Genomic DNA, 26,643 nt, shown 5'->3' on the forward strand with positions numbered 1-26,643 from the left:
AGCTTTTGCGGAGTCCTTTGGACTCCGCCTTTTTCTTTCTTTTCTTTCCCTAAATTAGGCTTCCACTTTTAAACATTGGTTTAATACCGAGCGTAGCTTCAACGGTTTGACTGGCTTACTAATAAAACCAAAGCCATGAGCTCTAATAGATGCCTGATTATCTGTCATCCTATCTGCGCTTATCACCACCCCTTTAAAACTATCACCAAGCCTTAAACGACATTGGAGTAACACCTCCAGCCCTGTTTGCTGATTCTCTAAATGATAATCGCTAAACACCACATCAGGTTGCCATTGGTTCTCTAACGCATTCATTGCCTCAACCAGATTTTCAGCCAATTTCACCTCACAGCCCCAACGCGCCAATAAGGTTTCCATGCCTAATAAAATATCGGTTTCATTATCGATACACAGCACTTTTAATCCGGCTAATGGGGCTTTTGTCTCGCTAACTAATGGTTTTGTCACAGCTAACATTGCTGGGTGACCAATTGGTACTGACAGCGAAAACACCGTGCCACGTCCTTGCCATGAGCGTAAATCCAATGGGTGATCTAATACCCGTGAAATACCACGCGCAATTGCCAGCCCAAGCCCTAAGCCATGCTCTCCACCAGTTTGCTCAACACGGGTAAACTCATCAAAAATATTAGCCTGTTTTTCGGCCGGGATCCCCGGCCCGTTATCCCACACTTCAATGTGAAGACGTGATCCTTTGCGTCTTACCCCCAATAGCACTTTGCCATGAGGGTTATAACGAAAGGCATTGGTTAGAAAATTCTGCAATGCGCGACGTAACAGCTTGGCATCAGAAATGATCACCGCATTACTACTCACGACATCAAACTCAATCCCTTGCTCTTTAGCTAAGGCACTAAACTCCGCCGATAAGGTATTGAGCACATCACTGACTTTAAACGGCACAATATGGGTTTGCAGTTTGCCTGCTTCTAATCGTGACACATCCAATAAGTCGCCGATAAGATCTTCAGCCGCCCCTAACGCACTTTCAATATGAGCAGCAAATCTTGCACTTTCTTTACCTTCTGCAACTTCTGTTAATGATGATGAAAACAAACGAGCAGCATTGAGAGGCTGCATTAAATCGTGGCTTACAGCAGCTAAAAAGCGGCTTTTCGATTGTGCCTGTTGCTCAGCTTGTTGGGTTGCTATCACCAAACGTCGGTTGAGTTGTTCTAACTGCTGGGTACGATCTTTTACCCGCGCTTCAAGATTTTCATTGGCCTCTTTCAATGCGATTTCTGCTTGTCTAAAAGCGGTAATATCACTAAAACTCATCACAAAACCGCCCCCGGGCATCGGATTACCTTGCACTTCGATCACTTGCCCATCAGGGCGAATACGTGATGACGTATGGGCGGTTCCTCGTTGTAAATGCTCAACCCGTTTAGCAACATGGGCTTCGGGATCGCCAGGGCCACACAAGCCTTGTTCAGCATTATGGCGAATAACATCTGTGATCGGACGCCCCACTTGAATCAAACCTGGAGGGAAGGTAAACAGTTCTAAGTAGCGTTGATTCCACGCAACCAAACGTAATTGCTTATCCACTACCGCAATGCCTTGACTAATGTGCTCAATTGCCCCTTGTAATAATCCACGGCTAAAATCAAACAACTCGGAAGCTTCATCGACAATGGTTGCGACTTCTTCTAACTGCATGTTTCTACCTTGCAGCGCAGAAGTAAGTACTAACCTTGCAGACGAAGCGCCAAAGACGCCAGCGAGTACTCTTTCGGTATGTCGGATCATGGCGGCAGAAGCTTGCTCTTGTGGTAACAGCCCTTCACCTTGCTGCTCTGAAAATTGGGCAAAAGCATGGCGAACTCGCTTTCTTCCTACAAAGCGGGACGCTAACATTTCAAGCTCAGCCACCGTGACGCGGGTTTGATACAAACTGCCATCTTCCGTTTCTGTCAGCGATGCGCCAACAAACGAGGCTGCTTGTAGCCGCTCTGTCAGAGATGATCTCGTCACTAAAGACACAGTGATAAACAAACTCAGATTTACGCATAAGCTGAGTAACATCCCCCAATCAACCGCGGATAAATGGCGTAAAATAGGTAACTGAGGCGAACTTAATAACCACAATAGAACGTTACTTTGCGCATCTCCCGCTAGCATGCCTGTTTGGCTCATCATGGTGATCAGCCAAATTATCATCCCGCCCATCAGTCCTGCATAGACGCCTTTCTTATTACCAAAGCGCCAATAAATTCCTCCAAGCAAAGCAGGAGAAAACTGAGCAATTGCGGCAAAGGAGAGTAAACCAATCGCAGATAGCGACTGTACGTTATCAAGCACATGATAAAAGCCCCAAGCTGCCAGAAGTAATAGCGCTATTAGCACACGTCGAACGTTAAGTAGTAGCCCTGAAAAAGCAGCAAAATTACGCTGCCCAATCCGTACTCGACGCAACATCAGCGGCATGACTAAATCATTAGAGATCATGATCGCCAGCGCGATTGTCGATACTATCACCATGCCTGTAGCGGCGGATGCACCTCCAATAAATGCCAGCAATGCGATGGCGTTTGCATCTTGCTGTAACGGCAAATTGATCACGTAAGTATCGGCAGAAATATTAGGGAGTAATTGCTGCCCTACAAGCGCAATAGGGATAACAAATAGCCCCATTAAGAAAAGATAACTAGGGAAAATCCAACGGGCTTTATGTAAGTCACTTTGACAGTGATTCTCTACCACTATGGTATGAAACTGACGAGGCAAACAGATAATTGCCGCCATAGTAAGCAGCATATGGATCAATAAACTGCCAATATTTAACGATGAGTAAGCAAGTGATTGCCAACCTACTACATCAAGCGATGATGAGGTTTGAAATAAACTTAGTGCAAAAATACCTACCGCGAGAAAAGCTATCAACTTGATGATCGATTCAAACGCAATCGCCATCATCATGCCCCGATGGTGCTCGGTAGAATCAATATGTCGGGTACCAAATAAAATCGTAAACAAGGCTAGAGCGCCCGAGACAATCCAAGTGGTATCTAGCCCTTCTTGACTAAAGGTTTGACCAAAATCTGGCGCAATAAGATCAAGCCCAAGGGTGATACCACGCAGCTGTAGGGCGATATAAGGCAATATCCCCACTACCGCAATCACGGTTACTAGCATGGCTAACCCTTGGGATTTGCCATAGCGAGCAGCGATAAAATCCGCAATCGAAGTAATGTGTTCACGTTTAGCGATCAGGATCAATCGAGCCAGCACTTTCCAGCCCAAGGTAAACACAATAATAGGTGCTAGATAGATAGGTAAAAAGGACCATAAATCACGACTGGCTTGCCCAACCGTGCCGAAGAAGGTCCAAGAAGTACAATAAACCGCGATAGACAAGCTATATATCCATGGGCGCCAACCTGATAGCCATTGGCTTTTTTTATCGCCGTACCATGCAATGGCAAATAATACTCCGAGGTATAACAACGATACCGCTATAACCACCCATCCCTGAATCATGATCCGCTATCCTTTTCCACGTCAATAAGTCACTGTAACCAAGTTGTTACAACAGACTCAATCGCGTCAGATCACAGATCTCTCAGTAAGATACTGAGCATCAACTTTTTATCCTCAAATAATAAAAAAGCGCAGCCAATATGACTGCGCTTTAAACATATATACCCAAGCGACTTCAAGATGCCTGATTCATAGCGAGGTCACTGAGTTGAATTCACTTGGGTATAAAAGTAAGTAATTACTATGCTTTACTTGCTTGGTATTCAGTGGCTGCTTGCTGAGTCGGTGTCATACGAATAAAGAAAACAGGGAATGCCATTGCCGCCATAACCCAAAACACATTTGCGCCCCAACTTCCGTACATCCAACCACTAGCAGAAGTTAAAATTACCATCACCGCCCCTAACGGGATCGCATTATAGAGCGACTGCAATGCCACGGAATGGCTGTTAGGTTGTTGCTGGATATAACGGATAGCTGCAAGGTGAGCCGCAGCAAATGTCACACCATGTAAAGCCTGCACCGGAAACATCAGCCATTGATCAGTTAAAGTTGCCATTAACCCCCAACGTACCATCACCCCAAAGGCGGCTAAACGGAACATATTGTTCACTGACCAACCAGCAAATAAGCGCTTACTTACTAGGAAGACCATGACTTCAGCAACAACGCTGAAACTCCATAAGTAACCAATTACTGATTCGTCAAAACCAATCTTTTGCCAATAAATCGAGCTAAAGCCGTAATATGCCGCGTGACTACCTTGTAATAAAGAAGCAATAACGAGCAACTTTATCACCGCACTATTGCGTAAAATGCCCCATAACGCTGGGCGCACTTGCTCAGCACTGCCCTCATCGACAGGCATAATGGCAGGGTTACGCGCAGCCATGATTTGCGAGAAAGCTAAACCTGATAATGCCACCCAAGGAATAATGTCGGCACCATAGTGATTTGCCAATAAGCCGACAATGGTAGAGCCAGCAATAAACGCAATCGAACCCCAAAGGCGAGTACGACCATAATCCAATAGCCCTCCTTTGGCATAATGATTCACGATCGCATCAGAGATAGGCACGATAGGCCCTGCAGATAAGTTAAAGAGGATGGTGACAGCCGCTAATGCCCAAAGGTTACCACCACAAACGATATAGATAATGCAGGCAACGAGGCCGAGCAGAGTAAAGCCTCGAAGTGCCGGAATGAGATGTTCAACTTTGTGAATACGTGGTGTTATCACTAAGTTCGCAATACAGCGAACGGCAAAACCTAAACCAAGTAATAAACCAATATCAGAGTCATTCACTCCAATGTGTTTGAACCAAATCGCCCAAAATGGCAGATACACGCCATATGAGAAGAAAAATCCCCACAAATATTGTGAGCTCCAACTATAAGGTGAACGGTTAAACATAGGCATCTCGCACAAAGGTTGAATAAAAAATCAACATATTATGGCGCATATCTCGCCTTAAACTAATGGGATAACGCAATTCATACCCAACATCCGCATAACGTTACTCAAATTTTGCGACACACATCTCAATTAAGTTTATCTCTACAGGGTTTGCAGCAAGAACGGACAACACTGCACAAACTGTCATGAAAAAAGCATGTAAATCCCATTTCCACCCTTTGATCCAGCTCTCTCATCCTAAAGTCTAATTGTAGACAAACTCTAAATGGCACAACGTATACACAGCACAAAACAACTATAACAAGTCAGTTTGCTTACCCTTACTTATAACAATCGGCTAAGTATGCAGGGAGCATCAGAAGTATAAGAACTCAAGGAGAATAAGATGAGTGAGGTTCATGTTTATCCGGTCAATGAGGCCATTGCAAAAACAGCTCATGTGAATGAAGAGCAATACCGCGAGATGTACCAACAATCGGTGATAAACCCTGAAGGTTTTTGGCGTGAACACGGTCAAATTGTTGATTGGATGAAGCCATTCACCAAAGTCAAAAATACCTCATTCGATACAGGTCACGTCAGCATCAAATGGTTTGAAGACGGTGAGCTAAACGTATCTGCTAACTGTATTGATCGCCACTTAGCGACCAAAGGTGATCAACCAGCTATCATCTGGGAAGGTGATGATCCAAATGATGATGCAACCCTCACCTACAATGAATTACACAAAGAAGTTTGTCAGTTTGCTAATGCCCTAAAGAGCCAAGGTGTTCGTAAGGGTGATGTTGTTTGTCTTTACATGCCAATGATCGCAGAAGCGGCAATCGCAATGCTGGCATGTACCCGTATCGGTGCTGTTCACACCATCGTATTTGGTGGTTTCTCACCTGAGGCACTTGCGGGTCGTATTATCGATTCAAACGCTAAAGTCGTCGTTACCGCAGATGAAGGCGTACGTGGTGGTCGTGCGGTTCCACTCAAGAAAAATGTTGATGATGCATTAGCTAGCCCTGATGTAACAACCGTAGAGAAAGTGGTTGTCTTTAAGCGCACAGGCGGTGAGATTGCATGGCAAGACGATCGTGATGTGTGGTGGCACGAAGCAACAGCGGTTGCCTCAACACATTGTGCGCCGGAGCCAATGAACGCAGAAGATCCCCTATTTATTCTTTATACCTCAGGCTCAACAGGTAAGCCAAAAGGTGTGCTACACACCACAGGAGGCTACCTTGTTTACGCCACCATGACTTTCAAATATGTTTTCGATTACCAAGAAGGTGATGTGTACTGGTGTACTGCCGATGTCGGTTGGATCACAGGTCACAGTTACTTGGTATACGGACCACTGGCAAACGGTGCAACCACGGTACTATTTGAAGGTGTACCGACTTACCCATCAACTAGCCGCATGAGCGAAGTGGTTGATAAGCACCAAGTGAACATTCTATACACAGCGCCGACTGCTATTCGTGCATTAATGGCAAAAGGTGATGAAGCAATCCAAGGCACTAACCGCTCATCACTGCGCATTATGGGCTCTGTGGGCGAGCCAATTAACCCTGAAGCATGGGAATGGTACCACCGCACTATCGGTGATAACCGCTGCCCTATCGTTGATACATGGTGGCAAACAGAAACGGGCGGGATCTTAATTACTCCACTGCCGGGTGCAACCGCGCTAAAACCAGGCTCTGCGACACGTCCATTTTTTGGTGTTCAACCAGCATTGGTCGATAACGTAGGAAACATCCTTGACGGTGCAACAGATGGTAACTTGGTGATGACCGATTCATGGCCGGGTCAAATGCGTAGTCTATGGGGCGATCACGAGCGTTTCGAGCAAACCTACTTCTCAACTTTTAAAGGTATGTATTTCACTGGTGACGGTGCTCGTCGTGACGAAGACGGTTACTACTGGATCACTGGGCGTGTGGATGACGTACTGAATATCTCAGGTCACCGTATGGGCACTGCAGAGATTGAATCAGCATTGGTTGCTTTTGATAAGATAGCAGAAGCGGCGATTGTTGGTGTTCCACACGAAATTAAAGGCCAAGCTATCTACGCTTACATCACATTAAATGATGGCGAGATCCCAAGCGCAGAGCTTCATAAAGAAGTAAAAGATTGGGTACGTAAAGAAATCGGCCCAATCGCGACACCGGATTTCCTACACTGGACAGATGCACTACCAAAAACCCGTTCAGGTAAGATCATGCGTCGTATTCTTCGTAAGATCGCAACAGGCGATACGGCAACACTGGGTGATACTTCAACCCTTGCCGATCCAAGTGTGGTTGAGCGCCTGATTGAAGAGAAACAAAAAGTGATGTAATCACACTTTATAGCTTCCACCCTAAAGACCGCCAAGTGCGGTCTTTTTTTTATCATTTCGCTAATTTTATCGATTTAATTCAGCAATCCACCAGCTTCACTCATCTAAAATACGCCACCAAGATCACAATGTAGAATAAATCGACAACAATATTGTTGGTTTATTCATCAGATTTTCGCTACTACTGTCACTGTATTTCCGTCTTGTGAGAACAAGATGAATATATAAAGAATTATCACTAAATTCTTACACTTAGTTGCGGGAACTTGTCGTAAGATAAAACATCTAATTCTGACTAGTCACTCAACTACAGCTTACACGTGTTCGCACAAAAAAGTGGTGATTAGACCAGTATTTTGCTGCGATTTGCGGTGAATTCTCTATAATTGCTCAACAATGAACGTTTAGCAGTAAAGAAACGGACACACGGAAACAAAATTGCATAAGTCTGCAAGTTGTTAGAGTTTAACCTCATAAACAAGTGAAAATACGTCAAGATGTCGACCGTTAAACGAATTTTATTAATCAATGGGCCTAATTTAAACCTGCTCGGTCTTCGCGAGCCAGGTCATTACGGTCATCAAACGCTCACTCAACTTGTTGATGGGCTCACTGCTAAAGCTACCCAATTAGGGGTGGCGTTAGAACACATTCAATCCAATGCGGAGCACGTATTGATCGATGCTATCCACCAAGCTTACGGTAAGGTCGATTTTATCATCATCAATCCTGCTGCCTTCACGCACACTAGCGTTGCAATCCGTGATGCGCTACTCGGTGTCGCTATTCCATTTATTGAAGTGCATTTATCTAACGTCCACGCCCGTGAACCCTTCCGTCATCACTCTTACCTTTCTGATAAAGCAGTAGGTGTGATTTGCGGCCTCGGCCCTGACGGTTATGAATTCGCCCTGAATGCAGCAGTACGTCGCCTGCATGCAGACAGCTAACTGAACAATATAAAAAGAGAAATATAAATGGATATTCGTAAGATCAAGAAGCTAATCGAGCTTGTAGAAGAATCAGGTATTGCTGAGCTAGAAATTTCTGAAGGTGAAGAGTCAGTACGCATCAGCCGTAGCGTTGCACCAACAGCTGTAATGCCACAGCAATATGCAGCAGCACCTGTTGCTCCAGCACAGCCTGCAGTAGCACAACCAGTAGAAGCACCAGCAGCCCCTGTTGCGACAGCTCCAGCAGCAGAAACCGCTGCACCTGTAGCTTACCACTCTGTACTTTCTCCAATGGTGGGTACGTTCTACCGCTCTCCAAGCCCAGAAGCGAAATCATTTGTAGAAGTGGGTCAATCTGTAAACATCGGTGACACGCTATGTATCGTTGAAGCGATGAAGATGATGAACCAAATCCAAGCAGACAAAGCTAGTAAAGTTGTCGCTATTCTTGCAGAAGACGGCGATGCGATTGAGTTCGATCAGCCTCTTATCATCATCGAGTAATCGAGGCTCTGGCTATGTTAGATAAATTAGTAATTGCGAACCGAGGTGAAATTGCACTTCGTATCCTACGCGCATGTAAAGAGCTAGGTATCAAAACTGTAGCGGTTCACTCCACTGCAGACCGCGATCTTAAGCACGTTCTACTTGCTGACGAGTCAGTGTGTATTGGTCCTGCTCGCGGTATCGACAGCTACCTAAATATTCCACGCATCATTAGTGCTGCTGAAATCACAGGTGCTGTAGCTATCCACCCTGGTTACGGTTTCCTGTCAGAAAATGCTGACTTTGCTGAGCAAGTTGAGCGTTCTGGTTTTATTTTCGTGGGTCCTAAAGCTGAAACTATTCGCCTAATGGGTGACAAGGTTTCTGCTATCACGGCAATGAAAAAAGCAGGCGTACCTTGTGTACCTGGCTCTGACGGCCCTCTTGATGACGACGAAGCGAAAAACAAATCTTTCGCTAAGCGTATTGGCTACCCTGTGATCATCAAAGCCTCTGGTGGCGGCGGCGGTCGTGGTATGCGTGTAGTTCGTGGCGAAAACGAACTAACAGAAGCAATCGCAATGACCCGTGCGGAAGCAAAATCTTGTTTCAATAACGACATGGTTTACATGGAGAAATACCTTGAAAACCCACGTCACATTGAAGTACAGGTTTTAGCTGACGGTCAAGGCGGTGCGATCCACTTAGGTGAGCGTGACTGTTCTATGCAGCGTCGTCACCAGAAAGTGGTAGAAGAAGCACCAGCGCCGGGTATTACCGAAGAAATGCGTAAATACATCGGTGAGCGTTGTACTCGTGCATGTATCGAAATCGGTTACCGTGGTGCGGGTACGTTTGAATTCCTATACGAAAACGGTGAGTTCTACTTCATTGAAATGAACACCCGTATTCAGGTTGAACACCCAGTAACAGAAATGGTCACTGGCGTTGATTTGATCAAAGAGCAATTACGTATTGCAGCAGGTCAACCACTGTCTTTCAACCAAAGTGATATTCAAATTCGTGGTCATGCTATCGAATGTCGTATCAACGCAGAAGATCCAGAGCGTTTCCTACCTTGCCCAGGTACTATCGAGCGTTTCCACGCGCCAGGTGGTATGGGTATTCGTTGGGAATCTCACATCTACACAGGTTACACAGTACCGCCTTACTACGATTCAATGATCGGTAAGTTGATTGCGTACGGTGAAAACCGTGATGTTGCGATTTCTCGCATGCGTAACGCACTAAGCGAAATGATCATTGATGGTATTAAGACTAACGTACCGCTACAACAAGCGATCATGGCAGACGAGAACTTCCAAAAAGGTGGTGCAAACATTCACTACCTAGAGAAGAAACTTGGTCTTCAGTAAGCCCAGCTTACTGCGCTAAAAGGCTACCTTCGGGTCTGTCTCTTATACACAAATCCCTAAGCCAATGCTTGGGGATTTTTTTGAACTAATTTTATGTTTCATGATCTGATCATCTAAGCAATGATAAGGATGATTATGATGACCTATATAGAACCAACGCTTTGGGCTCAAAAACAATTCGGTCAAGCCGATCTTAATGACCCAAGACGCACTCAAAGACTCGTTGCTCTAGCTACCTCTCTGGCTGAACAACCTGGTATCCCTATCTCAAAACTCATCATCTCCCCAGCCGATATGGAAGGGGCTTATCGCTTTATTCGTAATGACCAAATCAAAGCAGAAGATATTGCAGAAGCTGGATTCTATGTCACAGCACAAGAAGCTTTTGAACAACAAACACTGCTTGCATTGGAAGATACCACTTCTCTAAGTTACTCACATCACAGCATACAAGATACACTCGGGCATTCCAATCAAGGTAATCGACACCGAGCAATGTTCGTTCATTCAACGTTGCTTTTTGCTCCCGAAACTCACACTGTAGTTGGTTTAATCGAACAACAACGCTGGACCCGAGATATTGAAAAACGTGGTCAAAGACACCAGCACGCAACTCGACCATACAAAGAAAAAGAAAGTTATAAATGGGAACAAGCATCTCGCCATGTTGCAGAGCGACTAGGCGAGAAAATGTCAGAGGTTATTTCTGTGTGTGATAGAGAAGCCGATTTATTCGAGTACCTCACTTACAAGCACGAGCAACAACAACGATTTATCGTTCGCTCAATGCAAAGTCGCTGTATCGAGGAGCATGATAATCGTCTTTATGACTACGCTTCCAAGTTGTTATCAGCAGGAAGCAAAGAGCTAAAAATACCGCAAAAAGGCGGTCGTAAGTCTCGCACGGCTCATCTAGACATCAAATATGCTCCCGTGACACTTAAGTCTCCCGCTAATAAAAAAGAGTTCGATAATATCTCTCTCTACTATGTTGGATGTATAGAGCAAGGTGAGAGTGACGACAAGCTCGCATGGCATTTACTGACATCAGAGCCTGTAACGAACAAAGAGGAAGCACTTAACATCGTCAGTTATTATGAGCGTCGTTGGCTGATAGAAGATTTTCACAAGTCTTGGAAAAGTGAAGGCACGCAAGTTGAACAACTGAGAATGCAAAGTAAAGATAACTTAGAAAGGCTCAGTGTTATTTTGGCATTTATTGCTACTCGTTTACTCCAGTTAAGATTTATGAACGAATCTAAAGAGTTATCTAGTAGTTGTTGTGAACGGGTGTTAAAAGGTAAAGCGTGGAAGCTTATGTGGTTAAAATTAGAGAAGAAAAAACTGCCCAAAGAAGCACCAAATATATCGTGGGCTTACAAAAGTATTGCACGGTTAGGTGGTTGGAAAGATACCAAGCGGACGGGTCGCGCTTCTGTAAAGACATTATGGCAAGGATGGTTTAGGTTACAAACCATCCTTGAAGGATATGAACTAGCTAAGTATCTTGAACACAATGACTTGTGATCAAGAGACAGACCTTCGGGTAGCCTTTTTGTTTACTACCGCCTTTCGAACCCTGAGGATTGATCTGTTCACATGGCATAAAACGGTATCTTTTGCCACAATAGCCCACCTTTTTTGACCAAACCTACTGTTCACTACACTGTATTGAGTAGTAACACTCTTGATAACACTGGAGATACAGCATGAAAACGCTCTCAGCACGTTATCGCCAAGCCCATAAAGAGGCTTATTGGGCGATAGCCCTAGCGTTAGCTTATTTTCTATGGTGGTACGTATCCGCCTACGGCTTAGCACCTGCTATCGGTGATCTAAGTATGCCAACCTTGTATTTTGGCTTCCCACTCTGGTTCTTGCTGTCATGTATTGTCGGCCCAATCCTGTTTACTGTACTTTGCGGCGTGATGGTGAAAGTCGTCTACCGTGATCTCCCTTTAGATATTAACCACGACGAACCTGATGAATAGCCAACTGATCATCCCGATAGTGCTTTATCTTGCGGCCGTGTTCGCAATGGCACTCTATACCCGACGTTTTCAAGGTAAAGGCAACTTCCTGACCGAATATTTGGTCGGTGGTCGCAGCATGGGCGGCTTCGTGCTTGCAATGACCCTTGCCGCAACTTACGCCAGTGCCAGTACCTTCATCGGTGGTCCCGGTGCGGCTTATAAAATGGGATTAGGCTGGGTATTACTTGCCATGATCCAATTACCAGCGGCATGGCTTACCTTAGGTGTACTGGGTAAAAAATTTGCCATTGAAGCCCGCCGTCATAATGCACTCACACTTAATGACATCTTATATGCCCGCTATAAAAACCGTGGTGTCGTCATTTTTGCTTCACTGTCATTACTGCTCGCTTTCTTCGGTACCATGGTGGTGCAATTTGTCGGCGGTGCGCGATTACTGCAAACCGTGACAGGTTTATCCTATATGCATGGCTTGATGATCTTTGCGATCACTGTCGGCCTCTACACCACAATAGGTGGCTTTAGAGCGGTAGTCATGACAGATACCCTGCAAGGTTTGATAATGATCATCGGTACTATCGCCCTGCTGGTCGGGATCGTCCATGCTGGCGGCAGTGTAGGTGCTTTGGTGACCAAGTTACACGATATTGATCCAGCATTGATCACTCCGTACGGCCCAAATCACTTCCTTAGCCAACCCTTTATGCTGAGCTTTTGGATTTTAGTCTGTTTTGGTGTGATCGGTCTGCCTCATGCCGCAGTTCGTTGTATGTCTTACAAAGACAGTAACTCACTGCACAAAGGCATGGTGCTGAGTACCATCATGGTGGCACTACTGATGTTTGGTATGCACTTAGCAGGGGCATTAGGCCGAGCTATCGTGCCAGATATCGCAAGCCCCGATCAGATCATGCCAACCTTAATGGTCACCGTACTACCGCCAGTGGTTGCTGGGATCTTCTTAGCTGGTCCAATGGCAGCGATCATGTCGACCATCGATTCACAGTTGATCCAAGCCTCTGCAACACTATTAAAAGATTTATATATCAACTATATCAATCCAAGCATTGCGACTAACGAACACGCTGAAAAACGCCTGCCTAAGTTATCACTGTGGGTTACCGGTATTTTCTCTGGCTTAGTATTTATCGCTGCGATGAATCCGCCCGATATGATCATCTGGCTGAACCTATTAGCCTTTGGTAGCTTACAAGCAGTATTTCTCTGGCCGCTAGTATTGGGCTTATACTGGAAAAAAGCCTCTGCAACCGGTGCGTTTGCTTCCATGGTTGTAGGATTAAGTAGTTATATCATTCTGTCGTTTAGCAAGCCGGATATGAATGGTGTACATGCCATTGTTCCTACACTGATTTTAGGTCTACTGGCTTTCATCATTGGTAGCTACGCAAAACCTACCAAGGTAGAAACTCCGCAATTGAGCGACTAAAAGCGTCTATTTAGCGCGAAAAACTCGACTACATTAAAGATAGTGCCATTCGGTACTATCTTTTTTTTATCCCTAGAATGGCATCAGATAATGGGGATTGGTGAAATTTCATGCTAGACTGCGCCCCCTATGTTCAAGTAGTCACAAAATAAGCGAATAAACCATGCCTTGGATTCAAATTAAACTGAACGCAACTGCAGAGAGCGCAGAAGCAATTGGCGACATGCTAATGGAAGAGACTGGTGCTCTGTCTGTCACTTTCCTTGACGCACAAGACACGCCAGTGTTCGAGCCCATGCCAGGTGAAACCCGCCTTTGGGGTGATACCGATGTAATTGGTTTGTATGATGCTGAAGCCGACATGGATTTCGTGCTGAACATGCTAAAAAACAGCCCACTAATTGCTGATGATTTCGCTTACAAAATCGAGCAGTTAGAAGATAAAGACTGGGAACGTGAGTGGATGGACAACTTCCACCCAATGCGTTTCGGTCGCCGCCTATGGATCTGCCCAAGCTGGCGTGAAGCTCCAGAGCCAGATGCGGTAAACGTACTACTAGACCCAGGTCTAGCATTTGGTACAGGTACTCACCCAACAACGTCACTGTGTCTTGAGTGGTTAGACGGTCAAGATCTAACGGGTAAAACCGTTATCGATTTTGGTTGTGGTTCAGGCATCCTAGCCATTGCTGCACTAAAACTCGGTGCGGCAAAAGTGATCGGTATCGATATCGACCCACAAGCTATCTTGGCTTCTCGTGATAATGCTGAGCGTAACGGCGTATCTGAGAATCTAGAGCTATACCTACCTAAAGATCAGCCTGAAGGCATCCAAGCCGACATCGTGGTAGCAAACATCCTTGCAGGCCCACTACGTGAGTTATCACCTGTGATCAAGAGCCTGATCAAAGATGGCGGCGAGCTAGCGATTTCTGGCGTACTAGAAAGCCAAGCAGAAGATGTATCGACTTACTACAGCGATGAACTAGCGTTAGATCCAGTTCAAGCGCGTGAAGAATGGTGTCGTATCTCAGGCCGTAAGGCATAATCAGCCCATTTTTAGGGCGCGTCCGCTGATTTTTATTTATAAAATAAAACGGTCAATTGATTGAAAATCATACGATTTTAAAAAACAAAATCATCATGCTCAATTATTGGCCTTTTCAGCAGAGCAAAAAATGCGTAAAATGCGCGCCCTTACTGGCACAGTCAGGTAGAGACATTTTGCAAATCGGTCCTTATCAACTTAAAAACCAGCTGATAGTCGCGCCTATGGCGGGTGTGACCGATCGGCCATTTCGTGAGTTATGCCTTCGCTACGGTGCTGGCATGGCTGTTAGCGAGATGATGTCGTCGAACCCAGATCTATGGAAGACGTCTAAATCGCTCAATCGTATGGTTCATGAAGGTGAATCAGGTATTCGTTCGGTTCAGATCGCAGGTGCTGATCCAAAGTTGATGGCTGAAGCTGCACAATTCAGTGTTGAAAACGGTGCGCAAATCATCGATATCAACATGGGTTGCCCAGCAAAGAAAGTAAACAAAAGATTAGCAGGCTCTGCGCTACTGCAATATCCCGATCTTGTTGAAGACATTCTTCGCACCGTCGTTGATGCAGTGGATGTTCCGGTAACGCTGAAAACGCGAACCGACTGGGACCTAGAAAATAGAAACTGTGTCGACATAGCCAAACTCGCGGAACAGTGTGGCATTCAAGCTCTCGCCCTTCATGGTCGAACCAAAGCTTGTATGTACAAAGGTGAAGCGGAATATGACTACATCAGAGCGGTGAAACAAGCCATCTCGATCCCGGTTATCGCTAACGGTGATATCGATAGCCCAGAAAAAGCGCGCTTTGTACTCGATTACACGGGTGCCGATGCTCTGATGATTGGCCGACCTGCACAAGGGAAGCCGTGGATTTTTCGCGAAATCCACCATTACTTAACAACTGGTGAACACCTCGCTGCACCATCGATTGATGAGGTTAGCGAAATAATGCTAGGGCATGTTCAAGAACTCCACCAGTTCTACGGTGAATACCTAGGACTGCGCATTGCACGTAAACACGTGTCTTGGTACTTGAAAGAGCATGCACCTGCAGGTGATTTCCGCCAGACCTTCAACGCAATCGAGGATGCTCAACAGCAACTTGATGCGCTGCAAGGCTACTTCGAAAACGTTGCATAAATACTAGAAGAGCTTACAGAATTATGTTCGAACAAAATCTGACTTCCGAAGCGTTAACAGTAACAACTGTAACTTCACAAGACCAAATCACACAGAAACCTCTACGTGATTCAGTGAAGGCATCCCTTAAAAACTACCTTGCTCAATTAAATGGTCAGGAAGTCGACGATCTGTACGAGCTTGTGCTTGCAGAAGTTGAACAACCACTACTAGATACAATCATGCAGTACACTCGCGGTAACCAAACTCGCGCAGCAACCATGATGGGTATCAACCGTGGTACGCTACGTAAGAAGCTAAAGAAATATGGCATGAACTAAGACTTTACCGTCTTTGTTTGTGATAAAAAAGCCATCCCTGTTTATGCAGGCATGGCTTTTTTATTATCTTAACGTTAGGTGTTTTAATGCAGTTTAAAGCGCTGAATCGTTACCATCAGATCTTCTGAGATTTGATTTAGTTCCTCGCTTGATGATGATAACTGGCTCGACTCTGAAGAGAGCGATATCGAGCTGTCGTTCAAGCTCGCGACATTTTGATTAATGCAATTTACAGTTAATGACTGTTGCTCTGTCGCCGCTGAGATCTGCTCGTTCATTCCCTGAATGGCATGGACCTCTTCCACAATCATATTCAATGCTTCACCAGCAGATGCCGAAATTGTTGAGGCATTTTGCGCTTTCTCTGCCCCTTTATTCATCACACCTACTGCTTTCTCTGCCCCTTCTTGCAGCTTTTCAATAATGGTTTGGATTTCAACAGTAGACTCCTGTGTACGCTGTGACAGCGTTCTTACCTCATCAGCAACCACAGCAAAGCCTCTACCTGCTTCGCCAGCACGGGCTGCTTCTATGGCAGCATTTAACGCTAATAAATTGGTTTGTTCGGCAATGCCGCGGATAACCTCTAGTACGGTATCAACATTACGACTATCTGTGGCTAATTGAGTAATCACCTTACTGGCTTCACCAATATCTAGCGCCAGCAATTGTGACTCTTCAATATTGCGCTGGATAATCGCTTTACTAGCTTCGGTTTGTTTTGCCGCTTCAACACTAAAGTCACTGGCATCTACCGTTCTTCCTGCGATTTCTTCAACCGCAGTAAGCATTTCACTCATTGAGCCCACCAGCTGATCGGTATCTTCTTTTTGCTGATTGAGATTGGAATCAACCGACAACACAGATTGGGAAAGGCAACGGGAAGATTGAGTAAGCTGAGAACCAGCATCACTGATGCTATGCATAATGGTCTGTATAGAGCTAACAAAGCGGTTAAAGTGTTTAGCTAACGCGATTAATTCTGGGCTACCTTCTTCTTTTAAGCGTTGGGTTAAATCACCTTCTCCCACAGAAAGATCACGCATCGCAGCTACGGTTTTGTTTATTGGCTGAGTAATACTGCGAATGAAGAACACCATAAACAGTGACAATATCACCAAGATCACGGCAACATTGATAAATGATAACCACTGGGTTTCTTGAATGTCTTTATTTAATGCTTTGATGTTAATCCCTGCGCCAATCATCCAGCCCCAAGGGTGAAAATAATCTGCATAACTGGTTTTTAGAATCAATTGATTGGGATCGGATGAAGACTTCCACATGTAATCAACAAAGCCGCCCCCTTGCTTACCGACGCTATAAAGCTCTTCCACAAAGCGTCGTCCATTGCCATCTTCTAATGAAAGAATGTCTGTTCCCATCATCTCATCAAAGCGTGTGGCAATTTGATAGCCTTCTCGGTTCCCCCCGAAAATATAATTACCACCGTCAAAGCGCATGGCATTGATTGCTGCTAATGCCTGCTTTTGCGCTTCTTCTTCGCTTAATGTGCCATTGGTACTAAGGGTGTGATAATGCTTAACCACGCCAACGGCACCTTCAACGATCTGTTTAATACCGCGCTCATAATTGGCACGCATGTGTTGATTGGTCGAAGAAATATTTAAGACAGAAATGGTAATAAGACCAATGGCAAAAAGCAGCCAGATGATCCAAGCTTTAGCACTAATAGAAGCATGTGTGAGTGATAGATTCATAGAACCTCCCTATTCTACTTATGACGTTTAGTCGTGAAATACTTTCTCTATAACGCACAAGATCAATTAGGTTCTAAACAGCTTAAATCAACACGTTAGGTGTGATTAACTAGATATCAACCTTGCTAAATAGCTTTACTATAATGCTTTCTCATTAGATAAATGTTTAAATTTGAATATATGCGCAACGTGTCATAAATATAGGTAACTGATATAACACTCAATCTCTTAAAATAAGCACGCAATAGACACAAAAAAGCTCCGCCGTCGCGAAGCTTTCTTATTATTATCAACCATAGATAGATATTTATTTTGTCACGTCATGCAACGCGCTGATCAGTGCTTGTAAGCCCGTTTCAACTTTACTTCGCGGACATCCGACATTCAGTCGTACATAGCCTTGTCCTTCTTTGCCATAGGTATCACCACGCATGATTGCCACTTTGTAATGACGAATTAAACGTTGCTGTAACGCATCCATATCGACATTCAGTGGCGTTAAATCAATCCATGCTAAATACGTCCCTTCTGGCACTTGATAATTAAGCTCAGGAAACGCCTGATTAAGCAGCTCTGCCACATAACATAGGTTTGCTTGCAGGTAGTCTTTTAAACTATCTAGCCACGCTTCACCTTGGTTATAAGCGGCAATATGCCCAATTATCCCAAGGATCGAAGGTGACGATAGACCATGAGCGGCTTTTAATTGCGTCAGGTAACGATCACGCACCTCTGCATTAGCGATAAACGCATACGCTCCTGTTAACGCTGGGATATTAAATGATTTTGAGCCCGATGAGACTAACGCCCAGTTATCATCAATCGCGACTTCAGACCATGGAATGTAATCGTTAAATGCCATATCCATGTGGATATCATCGGAGATCACTTTCACATGATGCTGCTGACAGATCTGCGCCATACGCTTGAGCTCATCGCGGGTCCATACTCGCCCTGTTGGGTTTTGGGGGCTACACAACAGCAAAACCTTACATTCAGCTTTAGCCGCTTGTACTTCGAACTGTGCCCAGTCAATTTCATAACTGCCACCCGCCGTTTTTAATAATGGGCTGGTTAGCATTAAAAGATCATTGGCCGCTAGCATATTACCAAACGCATCATAGGCGGGAGTGTGAATAAGCACACCTTCACCTTGCTTGGTCCACTGCATCACTAATTGAGAAATGATGTAAATCACTGAGGGGCCATAGACAATATGATCGGGATTGATTTGGCTATGATAACGACGAGCAAACCAGCCTGTGATCGCTGATTTAAAATCATCATGGTTCCATCGGCTATAACCAAACACTCCATGCGCTAAGCGCTCAGATAACGCTTGTTCAATACAGGGAGCAACGGCGAAATCCATATCAGAAATGGTAAACGGCAATAAATCAGCTTCACCAAAGCGATCTTCAACATAATCCCACTGCGTGCAGTAGCTACCATAACGGTTTACTGGGGTCGAAAAATCAAACATAACACCCTCGAATACAAGTCAAAATACAGAGAATTAAAAACAACAAAGCGGAGCACAAGGCTCCGCTATTTGATTATGCCGAGGCTGGCATTAAGCCTTGGATTTCATTTTTCACCATGTGAACCTGAGGTCCAATCACCACTTGCAGGTTATGTTCATCTAACTTCACCACACCAAGTGCACCATTCGCTTTTAGTACCGCATCGTTAACCAAACTCATGTCATTGACCGATAGACGTAAACGAGTAATACAGTTATCAAGTGAGGTGATATTCGCAGCACCACCTAGCGCTTTAAGAATAATGTCACCTTTGTAGCCTGTGGTTTTCTCAACATCTTCAGCGAACGCTAATTCATCTTTCACTTCAGCCACTTCACGACCCGGTGTTTTAAGGTTGAAGCGCGTGATAGCAAAGCGGAACACGCTGTAGTACATCACAAACCATACTGCTGCAACGACAGGCACAAGGTACCACTTAGTTGCTGTGCCTTGCAGCACACCGAAGATCAAGAAATCAATAATATTGCCGTCAGTATTACCAATGGTTACACCCAGTAAGTGCATCGCCATAAAGCCAATGCCCGTTAAGATAGCGTGAACAAAGTACAGTGCAGGAGCGACGAATAGGAACAAGAACTCTAGCGGCTCAGTGATGCCACCGACGATACATGCCACCACACCAGATAATAATAACGCTTTTACTTTGCTACGATTTTCAACACGCGCACAGTGGTACATTGCCAATGCTGCGCCCGGTAAACCACCAAGGAATGCTGGCATTTTACCTTGTGATAAGAACGATGTTGCCGAATTAGAGAAACCATTGGTGGTTGAACAAGAAAGCTCAGCGTAGAAAATATTCAGTGCGCCACTTACCGTGTTACCACACACATCCATGGTGCCACCAGCTTCAGTAAAACGAACCAGTGCAACAAGAATATGGTGCAAACCAAATGGCAGTAACAGACGCTCACCAGTACCGAATAGGAATGGACCAAATGGACCTGAGTGAGAGATCAGACTACCGATACCATTAATCCCCATTGCAAAATATGGTAAAATAAGTGGGACTAATAGACCCACGACACCTAATGTTAGCGTGGAGATAATTGGTACAAAGCGAGCACCACCGAAGAAAGCTAATGCATCAGGCATTTTATAGGTATAGAAGCGAGCATGTAATTTCGCCACGATAATACCGACGATCACCGCCCCTAAAATACCGGTATCAATCGACTCAATACCTAGGATCGATTTTACACCGTAGGCTTTTTCTTCTGTCGCATTGCCCAATACACCAGCGACCGTCAGATAGAAGTTAATCGATAAGTTTAACGCTGCATAACCAACAAAACCAGCAAAAGCAGCCACGCCTTTCTCTTCACGGGCTAAGCCTAATGGGATCGCCACCGCGAACATAATAGGCAAGTAGATGAACGCGACTAAACCGATTTTAGTCATCCACATAAACAGCAGTTGCAACACGGTATTATCAAGAAACGGCATACTTTCTTTCACCGCCGCACTTGATAACGAGCTACCAATACCGAGTAAAATACCTGAGAACGCCAGCAGTGCTACAGGCAGCATGAAGGTTTTTCCTAGACTTTGGAAGAATTCCCACAGCGTTGTTTTATTTGCAGATTTAGACATTATCGTCACCTAATCACAGATTTATCTTCGTCAAAAACAAAGTGGTAAAACGTTTTATCACTTTGCTGAAAAAAAACGTCGACGAAGATGAGCTCTAAACTTCTGCCAACGCTTTTGCTGAATCACGAAATAAATGATAAAACGTTTTACCAAGTTTTATCTGTATACAGATCACGGAACATATTTCGAATGAAAAGCCATTTTCAAAAATGTGATCCTGTTAATATCTAAACCACAGAGATAACGTTTTATATTAATAAATAAAAACAGGGTAATTAACTAACGAATGGCGAAGTTAACCAAAGTAAAAATCACCGATGTCGCTGAATATGCGGGGGTTTCCGTTTCAACCGTCTCTCTGGTACTCGGCAATAAAGGTCGAATATCAGAATCAACTATCAATAAAGTCAATCAAGCGGTTGAAGCTCTGGGTTATGTGCGAAATAACGCTGCAGCCAACTTACGATCCAATCACTCCAATTTGATCGGTTTGATCTTAGCGGATATTACCGATCCGTTTTATAACGAAGTCACCGCCGGATTAAGTGCTGAACTGGAAAAGCACGATCATATGTTGTTTCTCGCCCAATCTAATCATCAAGCCAATAAGTTGATCCAATGTGTTCAGTCAATGATCCAACAGGGTGTCGCAGGCATTGCCTTTAGCCCAGTGCGAGAAGCCACCAGCCAAGTGCTTAATATGGCAAAACAAGCCGGTATTCCTGCGGTATGTTTAGCTCGGGCTGCTGTTAATAATGATGTCGACTATATAGGTCCAGATAACAGCCAAGCTGCGGTACTCGCAACCCAACATTTAATCAAGCAAGGTCATCGCCATATTGCGTATGTGGGAGGATTTTGTGATTCGTTAACCCGTGCCGAGCGCATTGGCGGCTATTGCACCACGTTAATGCAATACGGATTACCGTTTAAAAATGAATGGGTTGTTGAAACAGGCAATAATCAAAGCCAAGCAGCCGATTGTGTTCAACAACTACTGACTCAGCATCCAAAAATCACAGCGCTATTATGTCATCGTCCAGCGATCGCACTGGGTGCGATATACGGTATTCAACGAGTCGGTAAAAGTGTCGGAAAAGATAACTATATTGGTCAGCAAGTAGGATTAATTGGCTTTGATGACACGCCAGAGGCGACGTTAACTCAACCAGCATTGACCATGATCAGCTCCCCAACAAGGCACATTGGCGAGAAAGCGGCACAGCGATTACTGGCAAAAATGACGAATGAAACCGATGATGTTCAGCGTCTGATCTTACCGCCAAAGTTGATTGAACGAGGCTCCGCCTGATCTGTTTTACATACTCTAAAAAACAAAAAAGCTCCGCCGTAGCGAAGCTTTTTGTTACTTACTTGCGATTATAGGTAATCACAAAGATAAGCTGTCGTTTCTAACACTTTCACGTTAAATGAACTGTCACCAGGGACTTCAAAGTCATCACCTGCGTTGTAAGTTTCCCAATCAACATGGACAGGAAGCTTAACAATCAGCGCACCTTTCACCACAGTCATACGCTCTGGTGCTGCTGTACCAAAGGTGTATTCACCTGGTGCCATAACACCCACACTTGCATGATCGCCAGCAGACTCAAAACCTACTGATTTTACTTGATCATCAAAATATTCATTCACTTTTAACATCGACTTTCCTTATCTCTAATTCGTGTTATTGATTGGAAATTATCACAAAATTTCGCAATGCCCTAATGAAAAATAGCGCCCTGAGTCGAGATATTCATGACATGAATTTAACTTGGTTCGTGTTAAAAAAACGCTACACTAGGCATCAGAATTTTATTGAGGGATCTCAGATGTTAAATAAACGCGTTTTAACAATCCTGCTGATAGCTTCATTGCCATTAGTAGGTTGTACCAGCAGCGACAAGCAAAATATTAAAGATGGTTTCACTGAAATTGGTCATGCGACACGTGACGCAACCCGTGCTACTGGTCATTTCTTCCGTGATACCACTAAAGATGCGATCCATAACGCGAAAGAAGCAACCAAGTAATTAACGCTCAGGTTTCTCGTGCCTTGAACAACATGACTCACTAGCAGACTCATTCACATCATTGCTATCGTTCAAGGCACCTAAAATCGAGCAATGACTCGCATCATCATCCACATGACCACAACACGCATCGTTGATCTTTTTTAATGCTTTGCGAATTCGGGTTAACTCTTTTATTTTCATATCGACTTCATCGAGCTTAGCCTGAGTGATCGCTTTTACTTCCGCACAACTATGCTGACTAGCTTCTAAGCGAATATCAAGCAGTTCGCGAATTTCATCCAAACTTAGCCCTATAGATTTAGCCCGCAAAATAAATTTCACCCGCGATAAATTATCTTCGCTATATAAACGATAACCACTGTCACTTCGCCCAGCTGATTGTAGTAAATTATTTTTCTCGTAAAACCGTAATGTATCGCTACTGACCTGACACAACTTCGCTAATTGACCAATTAAATACATCGCCATCTTGCTGCTATCTCCTGCAACCAACCACAAAAGCAAACGTTTGCGTAATATTCCTATTCATGTAAAATAACGGTCACATTACGCACAATGACCCTTATTGATAAATCGCTATTGCCGTCACCACCTCTTGGTAGATGTGATGAAACTTAGGATATTTCCCAACACCAATTCAGATGATATTGGCTTGGTATTGGGAAATATTCTATTCACCGTGTAATTAAAAGAGATAGTAGCAATGGAAAACGCTCGTCCTATTCGCCGTGCGCTGATCAGCGTATCAGACAAAACAGGTATTGTGGAATTCGCACAGGCTCTTGCCAACCGCGGCGTAGAAATCTTATCTACTGGCGGTACCGCTCGTTTACTTGCCGAGAAAAACATTCAAGTCACTGAAGTTTCTGATTACACCGGTTTCCCAGAAATGATGGATGGCCGTGTTAAAACTCTTCACCCGAAAGTACACGGTGGCGTATTGGGCCGTCGTGGTACCGATGATGAAGTGATGGAAACACACGGCATCAACCCTATCGATATGGTAGTCGTTAACCTTTACCCATTCGCAGAAACAGTAGCTAAAGCTGGCTGTACCTTAGAAGACGCTGTTGAGAACATCGATATTGGTGGGCCAACAATGGTACGTTCTGCAGCGAAAAACCACAAAGATGTGACTATCGTGGTTAATGCACATGATTACGATCGTGTACTTACTGAAATGAGCGCGAACGATGGTTCGCTAACGCACGCAACCCGTTTTGATTTAGCGATTTCTGCATTTGAACACACTGCCGCTTACGACGGTATGATCGCTAACTACTTCGGTACTATGGTGCCATCATACGGTGACAATAAAGAAGGTGATGAGGAATCGAAGTTCCCACGCACTTTCAACCAACAGTTCGAGAAAAAACAAGACATGCGCTACGGTGAAAACAGTCACCAAGCAGCAGCATTCTATGTTGAAGCCAACCCACAAGAAGCCTCAGTAGCAACAGCGACTCAGCTTCAAGGTAAGGCGCTATCATACAACAACATCGCAGATACAGATGCGGCACTTGAGTGTGTGAAAGAGTTCGACCAACCAGCATGTGTGATTGTAAAACACGCAAACCCTTGTGGTGTTGCACTCGGTGCTAATCTGCTTGAAGCATACGATCGCGCATACAAAACAGACCCAACCTCTGCTTTTGGCGGCATCATCGCATTTAACGGCGAGCTTGATGCAGCAACGGCACAAGCAATTGTTGATCGTCAATTCGTTGAAGTGATCATCGCACCAAAAGTATCGGCAGAAGCGGCAGCGGTTGTTGCAACCAAGAAAAACCTACGTCTACTTGAGTGTGGCGAATGGTCAACAAAGACAACAGGCTTTGACGTTAAACGAGTAAACGGTGGTTTACTGGTACAAGACCGTGATCAAGGTATGGTATCACTCAACGATTTAACCGTCGTTACTAAACGTCAACCAACAGAAGAAGAGCTACGTGATGCACTATTTTGCTGGAAAGTAGCGAAATACGTGAAATCAAACGCGATTGTTTACGCCAAAGGTAACATGACCATTGGTGTAGGTGCAGGCCAAATGAGCCGTGTTTATTCTGCGAAAATTGCGAGCATTAAAGCTGCTGACGAAAACCTAGAAGTCGCAGGTAGTGTGATGGCATCTGATGCCTTCTTCCCATTCCGCGATGGCATTGATGCAGCGGCAGAAGCTGGCATTACTTGTGTTATCCAACCAGGTGGCTCAATGCGTGATGACGAAGTAATTGCCGCAGCCGATGAACACGGCATGGCAATGGTGTTTACGGGCATGCGTCATTTCCGTCACTAATTCAGCAAGGCGTTAACTTCGGTTAGCGCCTTAGTCTTCTATTGAATCAATAAAAGTGTGCTGTGATATCGTCTATGCTTAGGGCGTTAAAATTATTACTGCACTCAAAGGGAACATGATGAAAGTACTGATCATTGGTAACGGCGGCCGTGAGCACGCACTAGGCTGGAAAGTTGCGCAAAACCCGCAAGTAGAAACAGTATTTATTGCACCTGGTAATGCAGGTACAGCATTAGAGCCAAAGTTAGAAAATGTGGCGATTGGCGTTGAAGATATCGCTGGTTTAGTTGAGTTTGCGCAAAACAACCAAATTGCGCTGACGATTGTTGGCCCTGAAGCACCTCTAGTTATTGGTGTGGTTGATGCCTTCCGTGCAGCTAAATTGCCAATTTTTGGCCCAACAGAAGCAGCAGCTCAGCTTGAAGGCTCTAAAGCATTTACTAAAGACTTTCTGGCACGTCACAACATTCCAACGGCGGAATACCAAAACTTTACTGAAATCGAACCTGCTCTTGCTTACCTAAAGCAAAAAGGCGCCCCGATTGTGGTAAAAGCAGACGGTCTAGCGGCAGGTAAAGGCGTGATTGTCGCAATGACTGAGCAAGAAGCAGAAGATGCTGTTCGTGATATGTTAGCTGGCAATGCTTTTGGCGAAGCTGATCACCGTGTCGTTATCGAAGAATTCTTAGACGGTGAAGAAGCTAGTTTCATCGTAATGGTAGACGGTAAAAACGTTCTACCTATAGTCACCAGCCAAGATCACAAGCGTGTTGGTAATGGCGATACAGGCCCTAACACTGGCGGTATGGGTGCATATTCTCCAGCTCCTGTTGTTACACAAGATATCCACGACCGTGTAATGAAAGAAGTGATCTACCCAACCGTTGAAGGCATGACAGCAGAAGGTGCACCTTATACAGGTTTCCTCTACGCAGGCCTGATGATCATGAGCGATGGCACCCCAAAAGTGATCGAATATAACTGTCGCTTTGGCGATCCTGAGACCCAACCTATCATGCTACGTATGCAGTCTGATTTAGTTGAGCTATGTTTAGCGGCTATTGATGGCAAGCTAGATACCGTTGAGTCTAAGTGGGATCCACGCGCTTCTATCGGTGTTGTTTTAGCAGCTGGCGGCTATCCAGCAAGCTACAACAAAGGTGATGTGATTTCAGGATTGCCTCAACAAGAAGTGGCTGGCGAGAAAGTCTTCCACGCAGGCACAACGAACAATCAAGGCGATATCGTCACTAACGGTGGTCGTGTGCTGTGTGCAACGGCAATGGGTGACTCGGTACTTGAAGCGCAGCAACGCGCTTATGCACTGGCAAAACAAATCTCATGGGATGGCATGTTCCACCGTGATGATATTGGCTATCGTGCTATTGCTCGCGAGCAACAATAAACCCGCTCTTCCCCCTAGAGTACAAA

General features: G+C 44.8%; 21 protein-coding genes. 14 read left to right on the forward strand and 7 right to left on the reverse strand.

Annotated elements, in window-relative coordinates; translation table 11 throughout:
• Window positions 1-54: 54 nt before the first annotated feature.
• Complete coding sequence (locus Q7674_RS20680; protein ID WP_369526322.1) at window positions 55-3,501, reverse strand: PAS domain-containing hybrid sensor histidine kinase/response regulator; 3,447 nt, start codon at window positions 3,499-3,501, stop codon at window positions 55-57.
• Between the two features lie 244 nt (window positions 3,502-3,745).
• Complete coding sequence (locus tag Q7674_RS20685) at window positions 3,746-4,918, reverse strand: 3-phenylpropionate MFS transporter (protein ID WP_045065577.1); 1,173 nt, start codon at window positions 4,916-4,918, stop codon at window positions 3,746-3,748.
• A gap of 388 nt (window positions 4,919-5,306) precedes the next feature.
• On the opposite strand from Q7674_RS20685, the gene acs reads away from it, so the two are divergent.
• The 10 genes from acs (at window position 5,307) to fis (ending at window position 16,022) form a co-directional block, all read left to right on the forward strand.
• On the forward strand, window positions 5,307-7,256 hold the full coding sequence (gene acs / locus Q7674_RS20690; RefSeq protein ID WP_045065575.1) for an acetate--CoA ligase: 1,950 nt from the start codon (window positions 5,307-5,309) through the stop codon (window positions 7,254-7,256).
• Between the two features lie 497 nt (window positions 7,257-7,753).
• Window positions 7,754-8,206 (forward strand): type II 3-dehydroquinate dehydratase, encoded by a 453-nt coding sequence (gene aroQ / locus Q7674_RS20695; RefSeq protein WP_008986056.1) that lies wholly within the window; start codon window positions 7,754-7,756, stop codon window positions 8,204-8,206.
• Window positions 8,207-8,233: 27 nt separating this feature from the next.
• On the forward strand, window positions 8,234-8,713 hold the full coding sequence (gene accB / locus Q7674_RS20700) for an acetyl-CoA carboxylase biotin carboxyl carrier protein (RefSeq protein ID WP_305423250.1): 480 nt from the start codon (window positions 8,234-8,236) through the stop codon (window positions 8,711-8,713).
• Between the two features lie 14 nt (window positions 8,714-8,727).
• Window positions 8,728-10,071, forward strand: a complete 1,344-nt coding sequence (gene accC / locus Q7674_RS20705; protein WP_008986054.1) for an acetyl-CoA carboxylase biotin carboxylase subunit — start codon at window positions 8,728-8,730, stop codon at window positions 10,069-10,071.
• A 138-nt stretch (window positions 10,072-10,209) separates the two neighbouring features.
• A complete protein-coding gene (locus Q7674_RS20710; RefSeq protein ID WP_305424176.1) occupies window positions 10,210-11,598 on the forward strand; it encodes an IS4 family transposase in 1,389 nt (462 codons plus the stop codon).
• A 182-nt stretch (window positions 11,599-11,780) separates the two neighbouring features.
• Window positions 11,781-12,062 carry a YhdT family protein gene (locus tag Q7674_RS20715; RefSeq protein ID WP_023932135.1) on the forward strand — a complete coding sequence of 94 codons (282 nt, stop codon included), beginning with the start codon at window positions 11,781-11,783 and terminating at the stop codon, window positions 12,060-12,062.
• On the forward strand, window positions 12,055-13,512 hold the full coding sequence (gene panF / locus Q7674_RS20720; RefSeq protein ID WP_045065659.1) for a sodium/pantothenate symporter: 1,458 nt from the start codon (window positions 12,055-12,057) through the stop codon (window positions 13,510-13,512). The genes Q7674_RS20715 and panF overlap by 8 nt, the downstream gene beginning before the upstream one ends.
• Before the next feature lie 163 nt (window positions 13,513-13,675).
• The gene (gene prmA, locus Q7674_RS20725; RefSeq protein WP_023932133.1) at window positions 13,676-14,560 is read left to right on the forward strand and encodes a 50S ribosomal protein L11 methyltransferase; all 885 of its coding nucleotides are present in this window, start codon (window positions 13,676-13,678) and stop codon (window positions 14,558-14,560) included.
• Window positions 14,561-14,736: 176 nt separating this feature from the next.
• Window positions 14,737-15,702, forward strand: coding sequence for a tRNA dihydrouridine synthase DusB (gene dusB, locus Q7674_RS20730; protein WP_305423252.1), 966 nt, complete (start codon window positions 14,737-14,739; stop codon window positions 15,700-15,702).
• A 23-nt stretch (window positions 15,703-15,725) separates the two neighbouring features.
• Window positions 15,726-16,022 carry a DNA-binding transcriptional regulator Fis gene (gene fis / locus Q7674_RS20735; protein ID WP_005372656.1) on the forward strand — a complete coding sequence of 99 codons (297 nt, stop codon included), beginning with the start codon at window positions 15,726-15,728 and terminating at the stop codon, window positions 16,020-16,022.
• An 83-nt stretch (window positions 16,023-16,105) separates the two neighbouring features.
• Here fis and Q7674_RS20740 read toward each other — a convergent pair whose 3' ends face one another.
• From Q7674_RS20740 to malX, 3 genes are all read right to left on the reverse strand, one after another.
• The gene (locus Q7674_RS20740) at window positions 16,106-17,743 is read right to left on the reverse strand and encodes a methyl-accepting chemotaxis protein (protein ID WP_045065658.1); all 1,638 of its coding nucleotides are present in this window, start codon (window positions 17,741-17,743) and stop codon (window positions 16,106-16,108) included.
• Window positions 17,744-18,050: 307 nt separating this feature from the next.
• Complete coding sequence (locus tag Q7674_RS20745; protein WP_045065657.1) at window positions 18,051-19,226, reverse strand: MalY/PatB family protein; 1,176 nt, start codon at window positions 19,224-19,226, stop codon at window positions 18,051-18,053.
• Between the two features lie 73 nt (window positions 19,227-19,299).
• Window positions 19,300-20,880 (reverse strand): maltose/glucose-specific PTS transporter subunit IIBC, encoded by a 1,581-nt coding sequence (gene malX / locus Q7674_RS20750; RefSeq protein ID WP_305423254.1) that lies wholly within the window; start codon window positions 20,878-20,880, stop codon window positions 19,300-19,302.
• A gap of 286 nt (window positions 20,881-21,166) precedes the next feature.
• Here malX and malI point away from each other — a divergent pair, with 286 nt between their 5' ends.
• Window positions 21,167-22,192 (forward strand): Mal regulon transcriptional regulator MalI, encoded by a 1,026-nt coding sequence (gene malI, locus Q7674_RS20755; protein ID WP_045065655.1) that lies wholly within the window; start codon window positions 21,167-21,169, stop codon window positions 22,190-22,192.
• 68 nt (window positions 22,193-22,260) lie between these two features.
• Here the strand turns inward: malI and ppnP are convergent, their stop codons facing one another.
• Complete coding sequence (ppnP, locus tag Q7674_RS20760; protein ID WP_305423256.1) at window positions 22,261-22,542, reverse strand: pyrimidine/purine nucleoside phosphorylase; 282 nt, start codon at window positions 22,540-22,542, stop codon at window positions 22,261-22,263.
• 170 nt (window positions 22,543-22,712) lie between these two features.
• On the opposite strand from ppnP, the gene Q7674_RS20765 reads away from it, so the two are divergent.
• A complete protein-coding gene (locus Q7674_RS20765; RefSeq protein WP_008986044.1) occupies window positions 22,713-22,913 on the forward strand; it encodes a hypothetical protein in 201 nt (66 codons plus the stop codon).
• Here Q7674_RS20765 and zntR read toward each other — a convergent pair whose 3' ends face one another.
• Window positions 22,914-23,378, reverse strand: a complete 465-nt coding sequence (gene zntR / locus Q7674_RS20770) for a Zn(2+)-responsive transcriptional regulator (protein ID WP_305424178.1) — start codon at window positions 23,376-23,378, stop codon at window positions 22,914-22,916.
• Between the two features lie 241 nt (window positions 23,379-23,619).
• Between zntR and purH the strand changes: the two genes are divergently transcribed.
• Both purH and purD read left to right on the forward strand, forming a co-directional pair.
• The gene (gene purH, locus Q7674_RS20775) at window positions 23,620-25,212 is read left to right on the forward strand and encodes a bifunctional phosphoribosylaminoimidazolecarboxamide formyltransferase/IMP cyclohydrolase (RefSeq protein WP_045065653.1); all 1,593 of its coding nucleotides are present in this window, start codon (window positions 23,620-23,622) and stop codon (window positions 25,210-25,212) included.
• 118 nt (window positions 25,213-25,330) lie between these two features.
• Window positions 25,331-26,617: a phosphoribosylamine--glycine ligase gene (gene purD, locus Q7674_RS20780; RefSeq protein ID WP_305424180.1), complete on the forward strand. Its 1,287-nt coding sequence runs from the start codon at window positions 25,331-25,333 to the stop codon at window positions 26,615-26,617.
• Window positions 26,618-26,643: the final 26 nt, after the last annotated feature.

Source organism: Photobacterium leiognathi (assembly GCF_030685535.1).
GTDB classification, from domain to species: domain Bacteria; phylum Pseudomonadota; class Gammaproteobacteria; order Enterobacterales; family Vibrionaceae; genus Photobacterium; species Photobacterium leiognathi.